This is a genomic window from Actinomadura soli, from assembly GCF_005889715.1.
GTDB lineage: Bacteria > Actinomycetota > Actinomycetes > Streptosporangiales > Streptosporangiaceae > Spirillospora > Spirillospora soli.
Window position 1 is genome coordinate 18,214 of the sequence record NZ_VCKW01000006.1, and the last position, 17,157, is coordinate 35,370.

The following is a 17,157-nucleotide window of genomic DNA, read 5'->3' on the forward strand; positions in this document are numbered from 1 at the left end:
CGGGGAAAATGTGTCACCGGTCTCGGTGAAGGCGGCCGGTGTGTGCCATACACCATCGTCAACCAGTGCCATGTTCCAGAACATGAGAATCACCACCGCCGGGATGCCGGCACAGCCACGACCACACTCTTCTGCCGCGGGTGGGTGTGTGCGGGGCAGGCGGATATTGGCTGGGTGTGGGGGCGGTGCGCTGGCACAGTGCTGGTGTGGACGACTACGTGACGATCAATAGGGCCAACTGGGACGAGCGGGCCCCGGCACATGCCGATTCCCCCGACTACGAATTCGATCGGTTCATCAACGACCCCGGGCACCTCAGTGGCGTCGTCCGGTTCGACCGCCCCCGCCTGGGCGATCTGATCGGGCTGCGTGCCGTGCACCTGCAATGCCACATCGGCACCGACACCGTATCCCTGGCGCGATTGGGCGCCACGATGAGCGGCCTGGATTTCTCCTCGGCCGCGCTGTACCAGGCGCGGCGGCTGGCCGCCGGCACGGGAAGCACCATCGACTTCCGCCAGGCCGAGCTCTATGACGCCGTCGAGGTCTTCGGCCGCGAGGGTTTCGATCTGGTCTACACCGGGATCGGTGCCCTGATCTGGCTGCCGGACGTGGCGCGATGGGCCCGCGTCGTCGCCGAGCTGCTGCGACCGGGCGGCCGCCTGTTCATCCGCGAGGGCCACCCCATGCTGTTCGCACTGGACGAGACCACAAGCCCGCCCTGCCTGCGTTACCCCTACTTCGAAACCACCGAGCCGGTGATCTTCGACGAGCCCGGAACCTACGTGGAAACCGAGACCGAGTTCACCCACGGGCTCACCCACGAATGGAACCACGGCCTCGGCGAGACCATCACCGCGCTGCTCGCGGCCGGGATGCGGGTGACCGGCCTGACCGAGCACGACAGCGTCCCCTGGCAGGCCCTGCCCGGACAGATGGCCATGGACGAGACCGGCGAATGGCGCCTGACCCGCCACCCCGAACGCCTGGCCGCCAGCTACACCCTCCAAGCAGTCAAGGAATAGACCACGACAGACCCATCCCCCATGCGCACAACGCCCTCACCTGCCGTGGAGCGGCGCTCCCGCAGGGGTTGGCTCCAGGATGGGCGGGGTCGGTGGCGGTGTGCTCGTCCACCGTGACCGGATGGCGCTGGTTCGTCCGGCACGGCGTGGTGCCCGATGCGGCGTATCCTTCGTCCGTGGAACTGCGCTTCGGTACCCGCCAGTCCGACTCGCGGTGGGTCGACGCCGTCTGGACCTGCACGAGCGAGCAGGTCACGGAGATGACGTCGGTGGCAGGGGTTCGCTGGGGGCTCGTGTTCTGGCAGCAGGACGGCCGGGCGTACGCGAGCGTCACCGGTCCCGAGACCAGGACTGGCACGGCGCCGGTGCCGGAGGGCGCGACCTTCACAGGCATCGAGTTCGCGGTGGGCACCTCGTTGCGGGCCGTGCCCACGTCGGCGCTGGTCGACGCGGGCCTCGAGCTCCCCGACACCACGCGCCGGACGTTCCGGCTGGACGGCGCGCGCTGGGAGACGCCCGGCCCCGACGACGCCGAGGCCCTGGTCGAGCGTCTCGTCCGGGCCGGGATCGTGCTCGGTGACCCGCTCGTCGCCGAGGTGCTGCGGGGTCACCGCCCGGACGTCTCGGGGCGCACGGTTGAACGCCGGTTCCGCGCCGCGACCGGGCTGACACGGGGCGCCATCCGGCAGATCGAGCGGGCCCGCGCGGCGGCGGGGTTGCTGGCGGCCGGTGATCCGGCCGCCGCCGTCGTCGCCAAGCTCGACTACTTCGACGAGCCGCACTTGGCCCGGGCGCTGCGCTCCTACGTCGGACGGACCGTCGGGCAGCTGCGCGGGGGCGCCGTCGGCGCGATCGGCCTCGACCTGGATCAGCGCTTGAGGTCATAGACCAGCTTCAGGATCCCGTTCGGGTAGCTCTCCGACTCCCGGAGCGTCAGCATCTGCTTGTCGCGGTCGGCCCGCCCGAACAGGCTCTTCCCGGCACCGAGCAGTACGGGGAAGACGAGCAGGTTGTACTGGTCGATCAGGCCCGCGTCCGACAGCCGCCGGGCCAGTTCCGCGCTCCCGTGAATGAAGATCGCACCGCCCTCGCCCTCCTTGAGCGCGGCGACGTCCTCGGTCGAGCGCAGGATCGTCGTCGGCCCCCACCCGTCGACAAGAGCGTCGTCGGGCAGCGTGGACGACACCACGTACTTGGGCAGTTCCTTGTAGCCGGCGTGGTCCTCCGAGCCGGGCCAGATCGGAGCGAACGCCTCGTAGCTGCGGCGGCCGAACATCAGCGCCGTCGTGTCGGCGAGTTCCTCGCCCTTCAGCGACCAGGCCTCTGGGACGAACTCGAGGTCCTTGAACACCCAGCCGCCGCTGCGGTGCTCCTCCCCAGGCCCTCCGCCGGGTGAGTCCACAACACCGTCGAGCGACATGAAACCGGTGTAGACCAGGTCACGCATAGCGCTTACTCCTCGTGATCGGGCGAGCTGCCGGGTTCACAATAGATCGCGGACGCGGGGCCGTCTTGGACGGAAACGACAGCGTGTTCAGCACGCGTACCACAAAAGCGCCACAGCCGGCTCGCGCTCGGGCGAGCCGTCTGCACGTCCGGCCGCCCAACGAAGTAGCAGGGTGCCTCCATGCACCTGAAAACTTCACCCGGCGACATCGTCCGCGATCACCTGCCTCGCCTCGCCGGTGACCGGTACGGCCGTGGCCGTCGACGGAGGCGTGGACGGCCTGCGCCCATGCGTCCACCCCCGACGCCGCGCGCCCAAGGGCCGGGCCATTGAATCGGTCTCCGCGGTGGCGCCCCTCGGACCAGCCCGCGCCGCAGGCAGGATCTTCTGTAGCGCTCTCCTTCTCTGCGATGAGCGTGATCCGCCGTTCTCGTTCTGGCCTGGGGGTGAGTGTGAGGGGCTCGAGCGTCCGACGTCTTGGGCCGAGGGGGCCGACCGCCAGGATCGTCCGTCCATCGCGGTCTCAGGTAGTCGGGACGGTGGTCAGTACCACTCGCCGGGGTCTGCCCAGGTGAGGAAGTGCGGCTGGGCGTGGGCGGGTGCGGAAGGGGGTTCGGTGACCGTGTAGCCGCCGCGGTAGAACAGCAGCGGACGCTCTCCGGTGCCGGCGGTCAGGTCGTCCACGCGGCCTATGACGATGTGGTGGTCGCCGCCGTCGTGGACGGCATGCACCGTGCAGTCCGCCCAGGCGGACGTCCACGTCGTTGCTTCCCGTGCCGCGCAACCCGACGGTGTGCCAGACGTCGCGCACGGTGTAGTCGTCAGCGGGCAGCAGGAAGGCCGCCCAGTCGGCGGGTGCGCCGTCCTCACCGAGGATCAACCCGCCGAGGATGGCGGCGCCCGCATGGTCGACGCCCGAGGAGAAGCTCCACTTGCCGACAGCCGGTATCCGCCCTCGACGATGCTCGCGCGTCCGACGGGAGCGTAGGCGGAGGAGACCAGCGTGCTGGGATCCTGCCCCCAAGTGTCCTCCTGGGCCTGCGCGGGGAAGGTCGCGAGGTGCCACTGGTGGGCGCCGAGAACGGAGGCGACCCAGCCGGTCGACCCGCAGGCGCTGGCGACCGAGCGGACCGCGGTGTAGAAGGTCACCGGGTCGCATTCGTAGCCTCCGTAGTTCGCTGGCTGTAGCAGCCGGAAGAAGCCGCTCTCGCGCAGCGCCTTGATGGAGGCTTCAGGCACCACGCGCGCGTCCTCGGTCTCCTGCGCGCGCTCGCGCAGGCTCGGCAGCAGTTCGTGGACGGCGTCAAGCACCTGATGGCTCATGGATCGCTCCGCATCGGATCGGGGTGGTTGACGAGAATCATCTGGCGGCCGCGACGCGACGGCCAATACCGTTTCGCGTGGCTCATATACCGGCGACGTCATAGCGGTCCGCGGGGGCGTGGCTCCCAGATCCGCCTACATGGCCATAAAGCTGCACGTCATGCCCGTGCTGCGATACGGGCACCCCGGACCCGTATCTGCCCGGGATCGCGTCCGATGGCAAGGGTGGTGTCGTCCAGACCGCGCCCGGCACGCTCGCGACAAGACACCGCCGGCTCCGGCCACCGGTTCAGGAGACCGGGTTTGAGACGACTGGTGGCTTCCCGGGGTCGGGGCCTGGCCGGGGTGGGTGGTGCGGCGGCTGGAAGGGATGAGGAGCGCGGCGGCCACGGCCGCGGTGGAGATCGCGGCGAGCAGGAGGAAGGCAGAGGTGTAGCCGGATTCGCGGGGGAGGCCGGTGGGTTGCGGGGCGGCGGTGATGATGCTGCCCACGATGGCCGTTCCGATCGCGCCGCCGATGGTGCGGATGTTGGCGTTCATGCCGCTGGCGGCGCCGGTCTGGTCGGCGGGGACGCTGGTGACGATCAGGTTGGCCATCGATGACATCGCCAGGCCGAGGCCGGCGCCGGACAGCGCGGCCGCCGCGGCGACCTGCCATTGCGCGGAGTGGGTGAGGGCGAGCGCGGCGAAGGCCGTCAGGCTGAGCGCCGAGCCGGCGGCCAGCTGGAGTTTGGAGCTGACGGCCCGCTCGATGGGCCCGCTGACGAGTCCGGCCACGAACATGGTGACGAGCATCGGCAGCAGGAGCAGGCCCGCCTCGGTGACGGTGGAGCCGAATCCGTAACCCGCGCCCGCGGGAGTCTGGACGAACTGCGGCAGGAAGGCGAACAGTGCGAACTGGCCCGCGCCGAACAGCAGGGCGACCAGGTTGGTCGTCCAGACCGGGGTCAGCCGCATCATGCGCATGTCGATCAGCGGGTGCGCCGATCGCAGTTCCGTGACGATCCATACGGCCAGGATCGTCACGGCGGCGAGGAGCAGGCCGAGGACGGCGGGTGAGGTCCAGCCCCATTCGGGGCCCTTGCTGACGGCCAGCAGGAGGCTGACCAGCCAGGCCGACAGCAGGACCGCGGCCGGCCAGCTGAAATGGGCGGCCTGCGACGTCGTCGAGGACGGGATGAGCAGGTACGCGGCCAGCGCGGCCAGTCCGGCGAGGATCATCGGGAGCCAGAACAGCCAGGCGTAGCCCAGGGCCTGGACGATCGGGCCGGCGAGCACGATGCCCACACCGCCGCCGGCGGCGATGACGGCGGAGATGCCGCCGACGCCGACGGCGACGCGCTCGCGCGGGAACCGGTCACGGATGATCCCGTAGGACAGGGGGAAGACCGCGCCGGCCGCGCCCTGCACGGCGCGGGCGGCGAGCAGGACGCCGATGTTGGGCGCGAGCGCGGCCAGCAGGCACCCGGCGGCCAGCACGACCAGGACGGCGACCAGGGCGCGCCGTTTGCCGAAGGCGTCGCCGGCCCGGCCCAGGATCGGGGTGAAGACCGCGGCCGACAGCAGGTTCGCGGTCATCACCCAGGTGACGGTGCTCTGCGAGGTGTGCAGCTGCGCCTGGATCGTCGGCAGGACCGGGGTGACCAGGGATTGCAGCATCGCGAAGGCGCCACTGCCCGCGGCCAGGACTAGGAAGGTCACGCGGGGGTTCGCCGGTCTCATGGCCGTCCTCGAGTTCGGGCGTGGGACCGGCTCACGTGGTCGCCGAACCTTCGTCCGGGACGCCGCTGCCCTGGTAAGAGCCGAGGTCCTGGACGAGATCGAGCAGTTCGGGGTGGTCGGAGAACCGGTCGCTGTGCACCTTGGCGATCTTGTCGCCGATCTCGGGGTCGGGATCGTCGGTCAGGTCCTGGGAGATCATGTTGGCGACGAGCGGCAGGCCGAACGCGTCGATCTCGCGGTGCAGCGGCGCGTACATGTAGGCGCGGTAGGCGTCGACGTCCTTGAGCGCGTACATGGCGCCGTAGTGGAACTCGCCGCCTATGTCGCGGCCGACCAGGAAGAACTCGATGACGTCCAGCTCGCGGCCCATCCTGCGCAACAGCTCGAGCGCGTGCTCGACCTTGTCGGCGGGGGCGTCGGGCTTCATGGCGATCCGGATCTGGTGATAGATCATGGCGGTTCTCCTCCACAGAGACCTTGATGCGACGGTTGGTTGCGTTAAGGACTCTAACCGCCTGTGCGCCTAAACGCAACGCCTCGACGCGTTAGCGTCCCGTTAATGCGCCATCGAGTTGCTTCTAGGTGCGGTGGCGCTCTACCCTGCCTGGATGCCCGGAGATCCGCTCAACGACGTCCAGCACCTGCATGCCGACGCTGCCCAGGCCCGGCCGGGCGGCAGGACGGCCCGCGTGCGCGAGGCGGTCATCGACGCGACCATCGCCGAACTCGGCGAAGTCGGCTACGCCGCGCTGCGCATCGACGCGGTGGCCGAACGCGCCGGCGTCAACAAGAGCACCATCTACCGCCGCTGGGGCACCAAGACCGGCCTGGTGTCCACCGCCCTCATCGAACGCCGCGGCGACCTCGTCCCACCGGCGGACACCGGCAGCCTGCGCGGCGACCTCATCGAACTGCTCAAGGAGATCAGGCTCGGGCTCCACACCCCCTGGATCGCCGCGCTGATACGCGAGACCGGGCTGCGCACCCCCGACAACGCCGACCTGTACGAACTCCTCGACAAATTCTGGCCGGCGCGTTTCCGGACCTCCGGAGCGATCTTCGTACGCGCCATCGAACGCGGCGAGCTTCCCGCCGGCAGCGACCCCGACTTCCTGCTGGAGATGCTTTCCGGGCCGCTCTACTTCCACCTGCTCATGCTCGGCCGACCGCTCGACGACGCCTTCCTCGAAAAAACAGCCGACTTCGTCCTCACCGCCGCCCGAGCCCGGCCCCCGGCATCGCAACAGTCCGACAGCCCCGCCTCGACGGAGGACTGAGCCGACCGGGCGACCTACCGGAATCTCATGCCGGTAGCCGGGTGTGTGAGATCGCCGTGAGGCGCTGTTGCGGGCGTGGCCCGTTTAGTCAATGTGGAGGGCGAGGCTTTCGATGAGGGCCTCAAGATTTGGGTCGGTGCGGGCTGCGGCGCGGAGGCGCTGCAAGGTCGCGCTGAGCCATTCGGACGGTAGCCGGTCTCGTTCGGCGGCGAGTTGGTACAGGACGAGTTTCCGATAGATGGTCCGTGCCCTGTCGTCCTGGCTGATAGTGGCAAAGAAGCCGTCGAGGGCGATGGTGAGGCAGGCGTCGTAGGCCGTGGTCAAGGTCGTCTCGTCTGAGTCGGGGCGTGAGTTGGAGAGCCATAGGGTGAGGAGCGCGTACGCGGGGGAGAAGGCGCGCTCTTCATCGGGGCCGTGCAGGGTGCCGAACGTTGGATCGAGAACGCCCGTGAGCGGTTCGAGGGCATGGGCCATCGTGTCGTCGACGTCGTCGCACATGAAATGAACGTGATGACGGACGTCTTCCAGGCTGTAGTTGCGCCACCGTGAGAACCGGCCCCGTCGCTCGTCGCCGGGAGGGATGGCGTAAGACCAGTACGGGTCAACTGGCGGGACGGGGGTCTCGTCACGGTCGAAGCTAATGATCACAGACCTTTCTGTGTCACGCCACGACCGATTCACCTTGAGGCTATGGACAAGGCCACTCCATCCTTCGGCGGTGAGTTGGGCGCGCCACAGGTAGGCCAGCCGTCGCCATTGGGCGATCGGCTTTGCCCGGTCCGGGAACAGTTCGTTTACCGCGACCGGGGTGCCCAGGAGAGTGATGAGCAGCATGAGATTCGCCGCATACGCGGCGTGTCGGCCCGGGACGGAGACCGCGGCCGGCCGGTAGCCGTCATACGCGCCGGCACTCCGTTCTTCCAGTGACCCATGGAACAGCCTCAACAGCAGATCGCGGATCACCGGGCGCCGTTGCGCTGGGATGGTCACCAGGCGATCACGCAGGAAGTCCACGGTGCTCTGCCGGGTGGTGAGCGCAGCGTACGAGAGCAGAGCGTGCAGGAACGCGTCATCGATTGGCGTCCTGCGAGTCTGCGCCGCGGCGAGTTCGGCGGCGGCGGCCAAGGCATCGAGTTCGTGGACGACCAGACGGGCGACAAGGTACTCGCCGAATGTGGCGTGCAAGAACTCGTAGGTACTGAGCTGTGACTCCCCGCGCTGCGCTCGTGCTTCGTGAATGAAGAAGAACCGGCCGATCGTCAGTTCCGAGTCTGACAGGGGCGACTGCATAGAGGTGGTCTTGCCCCTGGCTGAGTGCATTTCGGGTAGCAGCGTGCTCAGATCCCCGTCCAGCTCCTCAGGGGTCGTCCATTGCCGGTTGCGGTTGAACATGGCGAACGCCACGATCGACAATCGCGTCAACTCCACGTCCACCGCCCGCGCGAGATCGGCCTTGGACGAGGATCTGTGGGTTTTGGAGTTCTCCCGTTCGGCGAATCGGCGCAGGAGACGTTCGTACAGGTCCGCCGCCTGCAACGTCGTCGACGAACGCTGAAGCAGGTTGTGGTCGGCATCGTATAAGGCGAGCATCAGCAACAGGAGCGGCTGTGCGGTCAGCTCGCGATGCTGCAGTACCGCTTCCAGCGGCAGCGGTCGCAGGTGACGGCGAGCGAGAACGGCTGAGTTGGCGGCGTTCCAGACGCCGAGCCACCGCTCGATCTGCGCCTCGCGGAACGGCTCCAGCTGAACGGCGATCATGCTGTCCACCGCGCGGGCGCGGTCGGCCACCGTCGTCCGGCTCGTCACCACCACGGCGACCGGGCGGCCCTGCTCGGCCTCGCGTCGCTGCAGCCGCGCCGCCTGCACCAGGTAGTCCGACTGGTTGACGCCGGTGGCCTGCAGCAGTTCGTCGAACCCGTCCAGCATGACCACCGGAAGGGCTCCGCCCGCGCGGCGCACGAGCCGGGGCCATGAGACGTCCTCCCCGGTCGTCATCCTGATCGCCTCTTCGATCTGGCTCTGCAGATCGGTGTCGGCCCGCACCTCACGCAGCACCACCCGCACCACCAGGAAGTCGCGAGGAGACAGTTTCGCCGCAAGGATCCGCGTCAGCACTGACTTGCCGGACCCCGGCTGGCCGAGGATCAGCAGCGGCGCCTCCGTGGCCTGGGGGGAGGTCAGATGGCCGAGCAGGAAACCGTGCAGATCGGTGCGCACGGAATGTTCTCGCCACCACGACTCCCGAGCCACGAGGTCGCCTGAATCGACATACGCGGCACGGAAGTCAGGGTTGACGTAGATGTCTCCAAGCGGGGGCAGTACGAGGTCTTCACCCGAGCCCATCTCCAGGACGGGCTTGCTCAATGCGACCTGGTGGTAGCGGGCGAGGGCCCCGCCCACGTCCCCGGTGTCCCGGTCGGCGGCGACCTGCTCCAGCAGCCGTTCCATCACTTCCAGGCCGCCGCGCAGACCCCGCACCTCGGCCCTGGTGGCCTGGTGATCTACCAGATTGGCCCAAAACGCCACCTCTGGAAACTCTCCCGCGAGCCGGCGGAACATTTCCTCGTAACGACGCAGGGCACGCTCGGGCAGATCGTCTCGCACGGCTGCCTCTAGCTGGTGGCTCTCCTGCTCGCTCAACTCGCGCCAGGCCGTTGTGGCCGCGATGACCTGCTGCACCGCCGTGGACAGGTCATCGTAAAAGTCGTGCAATGCGGCCATGGTGATTTCGTACGGCCACTGGGGAGCCGGCATCGGTACATCGGAATGCAGGAGTGTTCGCACCAATTCGCGCATTCGGCCGTCACCCGCGTCATCGCCGGTCGCGAAGGCGATCTGACCGGACCGGCCGAGCTGGAGTTCGCTGACCTCGAACGGGAGATCGATCTTTTCCAAGCGCTCAAAGAACGCTGTGACCACAATGACTGAATGCGCTGCCACCAGCCGTTCGCTGCGCTCGAAACGACCGAGGCCCGACAGGCGCTCGCTCAGCGTGGACACCAATTCCCTGCTGAGGCGAACCAACTCCGCACGCGGATCGAAGAGACTCATCAGCAGGCCGCCGCCGGTCACCGACGCGGCGGCCAGCAGGGCGCCGCCCGTCAGGCGGTCCAGCATGGCCACGGTCCGGCCTTGCCGCCCTCCCAGGAGCTCGGCCGCATCCGCATAACTCAAGCTCCGCGCCATTTCCGCCCCGATCCGGTCGCCCAGGCTTCAGCATCCCAAGACCAGCGCGCGGGAACGGCCCCATGACCGGTTCCGGCACTGCGTACTGCGTGCGTGTGTTGAGGCTCCGGGGGGTGCGAGCCGAGCGACTTTCCGCACTGGTACGCGCCCACCCGGATGCCCAGCGTTTCAGGTCAGGGCAGGCATCCCGGCGCTGCCGTCGTCGTCACCGGTGTCCCAGGGGAGTTCCTGGCGCCTGTCGATCTGGCGTTTGAAGTCGAACATCCGCCGCGTGCGGCGCTTGCGCTCCTGGCCCAGCCACTCCCGGCCCTCGGCGGCCACCGACTCCAGGACGCGCAGCGCCCCCCGCACGCCCGAGTTGTCCAGCGCCAGCTCGAAGAGGCTGTCAATGTTCTCCCGCAGCCGGTCGAGGAAGCCCTCGTCGAAGTGCTCGACCACGATCTCGATCGGTGGGCCGCCCATCAGGGAGAGGCGGAAGGCCTGGCTGGAGATCAGCGAATCGACGTCCTTGCCCTTCTTCGCGTCGTCGGCCTCCTCCATGAGGATCACGCTGCGGCGGCCGGCGTCGAACCGCACCCCGACCTCCACCACCCGCGCGGAGGCGATGGCGTCGTACCGGAAGTTGTTGCGCTGCTGGTTGCTGACGGTGCCGGTGAGGAAGTCGAGGTCCATGCTGATCTGCCGGACCCCGGCCTCGGTCAGCAGGAAGACGATCACCCGGTAGCGGGAGTACCGGGGCGGGCCGAACACCACACGCGCCTTCATGCACGGCGCGCGGTACTCGGTGAGGATGGCATGCGCGACGATGTCGCGATTGGCCAGGCCGCAGGTGTTCATCGCCAGGTTCTTGATGTAGAACTTGTCGTGGTCCAGCCAGCGGGCTATCTCCGCATCGGTCGGCCGGTCGGCGAGTTCCGCCTGGGAGGCTTCGTACGCGGCCCGCTCCTCGGCTTCCTCGGCGGCGACCCACTCCGCCTCGGCGTGGTGGATCCGCTGCTTCACGAGCCGGACGCGATAGCCGCTGCCGAAGCCGATCGCGGCGCCGGCGCCGGTGAGCAGGATGAGCAGCAGACCGAACCCGATGTCCGCGCGGAACAGGCCGATGACCCCGCAGAGCAGCCCGAACCCGAGCGCGAACCGTCCGAGACCGGCCAGCCCGCCGGGCGACGCGGCGTACAGGTCCTCGCGGTGCTCGCGCAGCTTTCCCTTCTCCCAGCGTTCCTTGGCCCGCTTGGCGTGCCAGGTGATGAGCCAGTCGAGCTCGTTGATCATCAGATCGGGGTCGGTGTAGCGGTGCCGGATGTCGTCGGCCAGCGCGCGGCGCAAGCCTTCTGTGGCTTCCCACCAGTTCTTCCGGTTGTTGGCGCCGTCCGGGTTCTCCATCTCGAAGCAGATGTCGACGAACGGAGCGACGACGGAGCGAAACGCATCACGCCGCCGCAGGAAGCGCCGGTGCTCCCTGTCGGCCTTGTCGCTCTCGCCCCATTCATGGTCGTCGTCATCGTCGCTCTCCTGCGGCTTGGCCGGCGCGTAGGCGGTGGGGACCTGCGGGTACTCGCCGTGCCGGCCGTTGTCGGCGGCGATACGGCCTTGGATCACCAGCCATTCGACGCCCCTGGTGGCCAGCAGGTAGCCGCCGCCGCCCACCCCGGCCGCGAACAGCAGGGCGGTCAGCGGAGCCACCGGGATGACCACGAAGAACGCGATGAGGAGGGACAGGCCCGCGATGGCCGCGCCGATGGCGGCCCCCGTCCGCGCCCCCGTGGTGATCTCGGGCTCGGTCGACCCGCGCGGGATCGGCGGATGCGGGACCGGCGTGAAGAACTTCACGGCGCGGTTCTCCCGGTCACCCGCCATCCGGTATTCCCTGATCTTGGCCGCGTAGGTCGCCTCCAACCGGTCCTGGAGCGCGCCGGTCATGATGAACTCCAGGTGCCGGCGCAGTTCCTCCCGCCGGGCTTCGGGAAGAGCGTCGTGTAACCGGAGGGAGAGCTCGTACTCCTGCTCGTTCATCATGCCGACGCGCTCCTGCTGGAGCAGGCAGTTGACGAACCGGGTGATCACGTTCAACGCCTCGACCCACTCGTCCGGGCTGTCGGGGTTGACGAGGGCCGAGGCGTGGCGCAGCGACTCGAACTCCGGATTGTCCAGATGGTCGAAGGAGCGCCCGCTGAGAACCGCCAGCGCCCAGTAGTAGGCGACCTTGTGCGACCGGTAGCCCGCCTCGACGGCCTCCCGGATCAGCTGCTCCGCGCGCCTGGGCATGGCACCGTCGAGCAGATTGAGCGCTTTGCCGAACCGCTCCTCGGGCGGCGCGGACTCGCCCACGTCGTAGATGTGGACGTCGCCGTACATGTAGGCGAACTGGCCGCCGATCTTCGCGTTGTCATGGGCGTTGAACGTCGCGTTGTGCTCGCCCTGGGAGTTCGGGGGGGCGTTCACGCCTCCGGCTCCTCTTCGGCCTGGACCTTCACCGGGGCGTCCTTGGCGGGCATGTGAAACGTCATGTTCCCGGAGGCTTCCGCGGTCTGCATGGCCACCGTGGTGTTGTCGTAGTTGTTGAACACGACCCTGCCGTCCCTGTTCCCGTCCGTGCCGTCTCTGTTCCTGTCTCGGTCGCTCATCGCTCTCCCAGGGGTACGAGTGGAATCTGTTCGGATCCGCTCGGCGAGTTCCTGGAGGCGCCGGTCGAGCGGACGTTGGAGATGGCGCCGTGCCGAGTCCTCGGCAAGCCGGAGGATCTGGTCGGCCCGGCCGGGAAGGCCCGTTCGGTGCGCCGCGGTCACCCACAGCTGGACGAAGTCGGAGTCGTGCAGCGCGTCGGGTTCGTCGGCGAGTTGCTCGCACTCCCGGACGAGCCGGTCGAAGCGCCCCTCGCGCAGGTCCTGCTCCAGGCAGTGGATGACCGCATCGCGGTGCTCCAGACGGAGCGCCGTCCGGCGTGCGTCGGCCCAATGGCCCGGAAGGCCGCTCAGCGGCCGTCCGCCGTAGAGGCCCTTGCCATCCGACCCCCACTCCTCCAGAGCCGCACGCATGAGGTCGGTCGATCGCGGCCCGGCGGCCCTTCGGGCCTCGGCCAGCTTGGCCCGGAACCTCAGGACGTCGGCCTGGTCGCTCGCGAGGCGGAGCCGGTAGGTGTCGCTCGCACCGGGGATCGGGTCGCCGGCGTCACGGTAGGCCGGCTCCAGCCGCGCGCGGAGTTCGGAGACCACCCGCTTCACGCCCCCCTCGGGGGAGTGGAGCTGCTCGTCCCAGAGCGCCGTCTCCAGGCTCGGGCGGTCGACGGGGCCGCCGCCCGCCAGGACGAGGACGGAGAGAAGGTGCTGCTGCTGGCGGGTGAGGCTCGCGACCCAATCACCCCGCGAGGCCGTGACACGGCCGAGAATCTCGAAGTTGATCACCGTACTCCAAACGCACCGAGGGCGAACCGGGGGCGGACTCCGCGCGCACCGGCCTGACCGAAGGTCGTCCCATCGCGCGAAGGCGCGGGGACGAGGGAAGGATCGGAAATGTTCGAGAGCGACAACTGGCCGGAGACGAACTTCCGGTGCAACGGCGGAGGCGGCTGCGTGATCGTCGAGAAGATCGCCGGCACCGTGGTCATCAGGGACAGCAAGAACCCGTACCAGCCGGGGCTGGTGTTCAGCCGGAAGGAGTACGCGCAGTTCCGGCGGCGCGTGCGGGGCGGGTCGTGGCCGCGGCTCCTGCTCACCACCGGGTCGGACATCACGGTCCGGCTCCTGGTCGAGCCGGTCGTGCGGTTCGTCCGGTGGCTGACGGGCTGACCGGCGCGGGCGTCCAGGCCCGGGCACCCGGCGGATGGCCTGCCGCCGGGTGCCCGGACCCGCTCCGGCCTCATGGGACGCTCTCCGGCGGCAGCGCCTTCAGCTCGGCGGCGATGTCGCGGAGCAGCGCGTTGGCGGAGCCGCCGAACGTGGCCGACTCCTTGAGACGCGACCACTGCCGCTTGTAGAGCGCGACCTCGCCCGGGTCGGCGACGGTCAGGTTGGCGTGCACGGTCTCGACCATGACCAGCGTGCCGCCCTCTTCGTCCGCCGGTTCGAAGATGACGAAACCGTGCGGCACGTGGGTGAGGGCCGGGGCGGACTGCGGGATGAGCCCGATCGACACGTTCTCCAGGGTGCTCAGCGAGTCGATGCGGTCGAGCTGGGCGAGCATGACGTCGACGGGCGTGATCCGGAAGCGCAGCGCCGCCTCGGTCACCACGAACTCGAACCGGCGGGACGGATCGAAGAGCGCGACCTGGCGGTCGAGCCGGCCCGCGACGGCCGCCGGCACGTCAAGCGCCGGATAGGCCGGCTCGAACTGCGCGAACACGCGCCGTGCGTACTCTGCGATCTGGAGCAGCCCGGGGACGATCGACGGCTCGTAGACGAGTTTGACGCCGGTCGCGTTCTCGATCTCCTGGATGTCGTGCTGGAGATGGACACGTTCCGGGAGCGCGCTGCTCCAGGGGTGGATCTCGGTGTAGGCCGGGTCGACGAGCGTCCCCAGCTTCTCGGCCGCGGTCGCGGACAGGCCGGTGGCGGCTGCCCACGCAGCCACTTCGGCGTGGGTCGGGATCGTCGCGCAGGACTCGATCCGTGACACCTTCGACTGGCTGATGCCGACGCGTTCCGCGAGCCGCCGTCCGGACAGGTCGGCCTGCTCGCGGAGCCTCCGCAACTCGCGCGCCAGCCGCCACCGGTTCGCGAGCAGCTTCTCCTCATCAGGCACGCGCCGGTCTCTCCTTCAGTGTGAATCGTGGTGAATCAAGCGGACCTGGATCGGGCCCCGCGGACCGCGCCGCACCCGGCTATACACTGATGTACTGGCTCTACAGGCTCTGATGCAAGGGATGAATCAGATTCGGCATGATTCACGCGCCAGCCGCCGACGTGCGCGCGGGTCTCGTGAGAGTGCTCGTCCGCAGGGCGGGGCGGGACGGAGGGGCCGGGTAGGATACGTCGTGTTCTGGGGGCTGAAACCGGCTGACGCCATGGTGAGAGAGCGTGGAGGGCCGAGGTGGACTTGCTGGTCGTCACCGTGGCCCAGCGTCCCGACCTGGCGGATTCCGTCAACGAATTCGATGACTGGCCCGCCTTTATCAACCAGGACAAGGTCGGTGACCTGTACTACGCCGACGCCATTACGGCCTTCCCCGAATTCGTGCAGCTGGCCTTCGACCGGGCCGCGCCCGACCGGCTGGTGGCCAAGGCGTTCAGCGTGCCGTTCAGCTGGGCGCATGATCCCGACGAGCGGCTCCCCGCCGGCGCCTGGGACGAGGTCATCCTCGCCGCCACTCATGATCGGCTGGCGGGACGGAAGGGCAACCTGGTGTCGGCCCTGGAGATCTCGATCCGCCGCGACCTGCGCGGCACGGGCCTGGCGGCCGTGATGCTGGCGGAGATGCGCGGCAACGCCATGCGGCTCGGGTACAGCAGCCTGGTCGCCCCGGTGCGCCCCAACGCGAAGTTCCATCAGCCGGACATGCCCATCGAGCAGTACGCGGCCCTGTCCCGCGACGACGGGCTGCCGGTCGATCCGTGGCTGCGGACCCACGTGCGGGCCGGCGGCCGTATCGTCGGATTCTCGCGGCACGCGATGACCATCAGCGGGGAATTGGCCGAGTGGCGTTCGTGGACCGGTCTTCCCTTCGACACCGCGGGTCCGGTCTACGTCCCCGACGCGCTTGTGCCGGTCCATTGCGATCTGGTCCACGACTATGCCGTCTACTGTGAGCCCTGCGTATGGGTGCACCACCCGCTCAACTGACTTCGGCGTTCAGCGCGCCGGATTCCATCGCGCCGCCGAATTTCCGCAGCGCGTCCAGGTAGACCGAGTAGACCTCGTCCGGGGTGGCCAGCGGGGTGTCGAAGACCGGCGGAAGCTCCTCGTGGTAACGGTCGAATTCGCGATGGTGGAGCCGCATGCCGTGCCGTTCCGGCGCGGCGAAGTACGAGGTGCCCGGATAGGGCACGAACACCGAGACGTACGACGCGGTCAGCAGCCCCTCATCGATGAGCGCGGCCACCTGGTCGACCGTTCGGCACATGTCATCGCGGCTCTCCACCGGCAGCCCGATGATCGTGTACGTGCAGACGAGCAGCCCGGCATCGCGCAGCCGTCGCAGGATCTCCCGTAAGGCGCCGAGCCGCGTCCACTGCTTCATCGAGTCCTGCGTCGCCTGGTTCAGCGATTCCAGCCCGACCTCGAGCCATCGGCAGCCCGCCGCGTACAGGGCGCTCGGCAGCCTCACGTCGTTCAGGCAGTTCAGCCGGGTCTGGCAGTCGAAGTGGACGTCGCCCCGCCGGGCGAGGAGCGCGCAGATGTCGAGGGTCCGGTCGGTGTTCAAGGTGAACGTCTCGTCGCCGAAATAGACGGAGTGATGCGCGCCATATCGGTCCCGGTAGGCGTCGATCTCGGCGAAGACCCGGTCGGGCAAGGCGTACTGCGGACGGCGCCCGATCGTCTGTATCGTGCAGAAATCGCACCGGAAAGGGCAGCCCAGCGCGTAGTTCTGCCTGATGTAGCGTATTTCGCCGCCGACCGACGGATCGAAGACGTCGACCTTGGGAAAGGGCAGCGAGGACAGCGGCGTCCGGTCATGGCGGGCCGGTGTGACATGGACGCGGCCGGCGCCCGCGTCGAACGCGAGATTGCCCGTTCCGGTCCAGTCGGCGCCGGAGGCGAAGGCGGTGAGCAGGCCCATCAGCGCCTCCTCGCCCGGCCCGTGGACCACGACGTCGACCGACCGGTGCCGGGCGAGTTCGGCCCTCAACGGGGTGGCGACGATGCCGCCGAAGACGGTCCGGGCGCGCGGATATTCCTCCTTGACGATCTCGGCCACGCGCAATGCCTGCGGCAGGTTCACGGTCATGGGCGAGAACAGGTAGACATCGCCGGGACAGCGCGACACCTCCCGGCGGACGAGTTCCTCGTCGATTCCGTCGGTGACCGAGCCGTCGACGTACAGGTTCAGCGTCGCGGTCTCGAATGTCCCGTCCGTCGCGACGACCCCGGCCAGCCAGGGAATCCAGTGGGGCAGCTCCCACATCACCCGCCGCATCCGGCGCGCCCGCGGGTGAGCCGGATAGTAGCGGTCGTCGAGCCTTTCCCAGTAAAGGTCCCGGCCCGGAACCTCACGGGCCGCGTACGGTGCGTGCACGAATACAAT

Annotated in this window: 15 protein-coding genes; 5 read left to right on the plus strand and 10 right to left on the minus strand. The window is 68.8% G+C overall.

The window, feature by feature from the left end; translation table 11 throughout:
- Positions 1 to 206: 206 nt before the first annotated feature.
- On the plus strand, positions 207 to 1,025 hold the full coding sequence (locus ETD83_RS02305) for a class I SAM-dependent methyltransferase (RefSeq protein ID WP_138643365.1): 819 nt from the start codon (positions 207 to 209) through the stop codon (positions 1,023 to 1,025).
- 176 nt (positions 1,026 to 1,201) lie between these two features.
- Positions 1,202 to 1,912, plus strand: coding sequence for a helix-turn-helix domain-containing protein (locus ETD83_RS02310; protein WP_138643366.1), 711 nt, complete (start codon positions 1,202 to 1,204; stop codon positions 1,910 to 1,912).
- On the opposite strand, the gene ETD83_RS02315 is transcribed toward ETD83_RS02310, so the two are convergent.
- The 5 genes from ETD83_RS02315 to ETD83_RS02335 form a co-directional block, all read right to left on the minus strand.
- On the minus strand, positions 1,894 to 2,472 hold the full coding sequence (locus ETD83_RS02315) for a dihydrofolate reductase family protein (protein WP_138643367.1): 579 nt from the start codon (positions 2,470 to 2,472) through the stop codon (positions 1,894 to 1,896). The genes ETD83_RS02310 and ETD83_RS02315 overlap by 19 nt on opposite strands.
- Positions 2,473 to 3,015: 543 nt before the next feature.
- A complete protein-coding gene (locus ETD83_RS46265; protein WP_138643391.1) occupies positions 3,016 to 3,342 on the minus strand; it encodes a flavin reductase family protein in 327 nt (108 codons plus the stop codon).
- Positions 3,343 to 3,348: 6 nt separating this feature from the next.
- Positions 3,349 to 3,795, minus strand: a complete 447-nt coding sequence (locus ETD83_RS02325; protein WP_230420629.1) for an acyl-CoA dehydrogenase family protein — start codon at positions 3,793 to 3,795, stop codon at positions 3,349 to 3,351.
- A 135-nt stretch (positions 3,796 to 3,930) separates the two neighbouring features.
- A complete protein-coding gene (locus ETD83_RS02330; RefSeq protein WP_205717448.1) occupies positions 3,931 to 5,496 on the minus strand; it encodes an MFS transporter in 1,566 nt (521 codons plus the stop codon).
- A gap of 52 nt (positions 5,497 to 5,548) precedes the next feature.
- A complete protein-coding gene (locus ETD83_RS02335) occupies positions 5,549 to 5,971 on the minus strand; it encodes a Dabb family protein (protein ID WP_138643369.1) in 423 nt (140 codons plus the stop codon).
- Positions 5,972 to 6,125: 154 nt separating this feature from the next.
- Here ETD83_RS02335 and ETD83_RS02340 point away from each other — a divergent pair, with 154 nt between their 5' ends.
- The gene (locus ETD83_RS02340; protein WP_138643370.1) at positions 6,126 to 6,794 is read left to right on the plus strand and encodes a TetR/AcrR family transcriptional regulator; all 669 of its coding nucleotides are present in this window, start codon (positions 6,126 to 6,128) and stop codon (positions 6,792 to 6,794) included.
- Between the two features lie 84 nt (positions 6,795 to 6,878).
- Here the strand turns inward: ETD83_RS02340 and ETD83_RS02345 are convergent, their stop codons facing one another.
- The 3 genes from ETD83_RS02345 to ETD83_RS02355 all read right to left on the minus strand — a co-directional run bounded on the left by ETD83_RS02345 (position 6,879) and on the right by ETD83_RS02355 (position 13,381).
- Positions 6,879 to 9,980, minus strand: coding sequence for an NACHT domain-containing protein (locus ETD83_RS02345; RefSeq protein WP_407921464.1), 3,102 nt, complete (start codon positions 9,978 to 9,980; stop codon positions 6,879 to 6,881).
- Positions 9,981 to 10,148: 168 nt separating this feature from the next.
- Positions 10,149 to 12,422, minus strand: coding sequence for a hypothetical protein (locus ETD83_RS02350; RefSeq protein WP_138643372.1), 2,274 nt, complete (start codon positions 12,420 to 12,422; stop codon positions 10,149 to 10,151).
- The gene (locus ETD83_RS02355; RefSeq protein ID WP_171063979.1) at positions 12,419 to 13,381 is read right to left on the minus strand and encodes an AfsR/SARP family transcriptional regulator; all 963 of its coding nucleotides are present in this window, start codon (positions 13,379 to 13,381) and stop codon (positions 12,419 to 12,421) included. The genes ETD83_RS02350 and ETD83_RS02355 overlap by 4 nt, the downstream gene beginning before the upstream one ends.
- Positions 13,382 to 13,489: 108 nt before the next feature.
- On the opposite strand from ETD83_RS02355, the gene ETD83_RS02360 reads away from it, so the two are divergent.
- Positions 13,490 to 13,765: a DUF397 domain-containing protein gene (locus ETD83_RS02360; protein WP_138643373.1), complete on the plus strand. Its 276-nt coding sequence runs from the start codon at positions 13,490 to 13,492 to the stop codon at positions 13,763 to 13,765.
- 70 nt (positions 13,766 to 13,835) lie between these two features.
- Here ETD83_RS02360 and ETD83_RS02365 read toward each other — a convergent pair whose 3' ends face one another.
- Entirely contained in the window at positions 13,836 to 14,717 is an 882-nt protein-coding gene (locus tag ETD83_RS02365; protein ID WP_138643374.1) for a helix-turn-helix domain-containing protein, read from the minus strand.
- A gap of 288 nt (positions 14,718 to 15,005) precedes the next feature.
- Here ETD83_RS02365 and ETD83_RS02370 point away from each other — a divergent pair, with 288 nt between their 5' ends.
- A complete protein-coding gene (locus ETD83_RS02370; protein ID WP_138643375.1) occupies positions 15,006 to 15,755 on the plus strand; it encodes an N-acetyltransferase in 750 nt (249 codons plus the stop codon).
- On the opposite strand, the gene ETD83_RS02375 is transcribed toward ETD83_RS02370, so the two are convergent.
- Positions 15,748 to 17,148, minus strand: coding sequence for a B12-binding domain-containing radical SAM protein (locus ETD83_RS02375; protein WP_171063980.1), 1,401 nt, complete (start codon positions 17,146 to 17,148; stop codon positions 15,748 to 15,750). The genes ETD83_RS02370 and ETD83_RS02375 overlap by 8 nt on opposite strands.
- Positions 17,149 to 17,157 lie beyond the last annotated feature (9 nt).

Excerpts from the sequence above, each read along its gene's own strand:
- ETD83_RS02325 (WP_230420629.1), bottom strand. The coding sequence starts at position 3,795 with ATGAGCCATCAGGTGCTTGACGCCGTCCACGAACTGCTGCCGAGCCTG.
- ETD83_RS02335 (WP_138643369.1), bottom strand. The coding sequence starts at position 5,971 with ATGATCTATCACCAGATCCGGATCGCCATGAAGCCCGACGCCCCCGCC.
- ETD83_RS02345 (WP_407921464.1), bottom strand. The coding sequence starts at position 9,980 with ATGGCGCGGAGCTTGAGTTATGCGGATGCGGCCGAGCTCCTGGGAGGG.
- ETD83_RS02360 (WP_138643373.1), top strand. The coding sequence starts at position 13,490 with ATGTTCGAGAGCGACAACTGGCCGGAGACGAACTTCCGGTGCAACGGC.
- ETD83_RS02315 (WP_138643367.1), bottom strand. The coding sequence starts at position 2,472 with ATGCGTGACCTGGTCTACACCGGTTTCATGTCGCTCGACGGTGTTGTG.
- ETD83_RS02340 (WP_138643370.1), top strand. The coding sequence starts at position 6,126 with ATGCCCGGAGATCCGCTCAACGACGTCCAGCACCTGCATGCCGACGCT.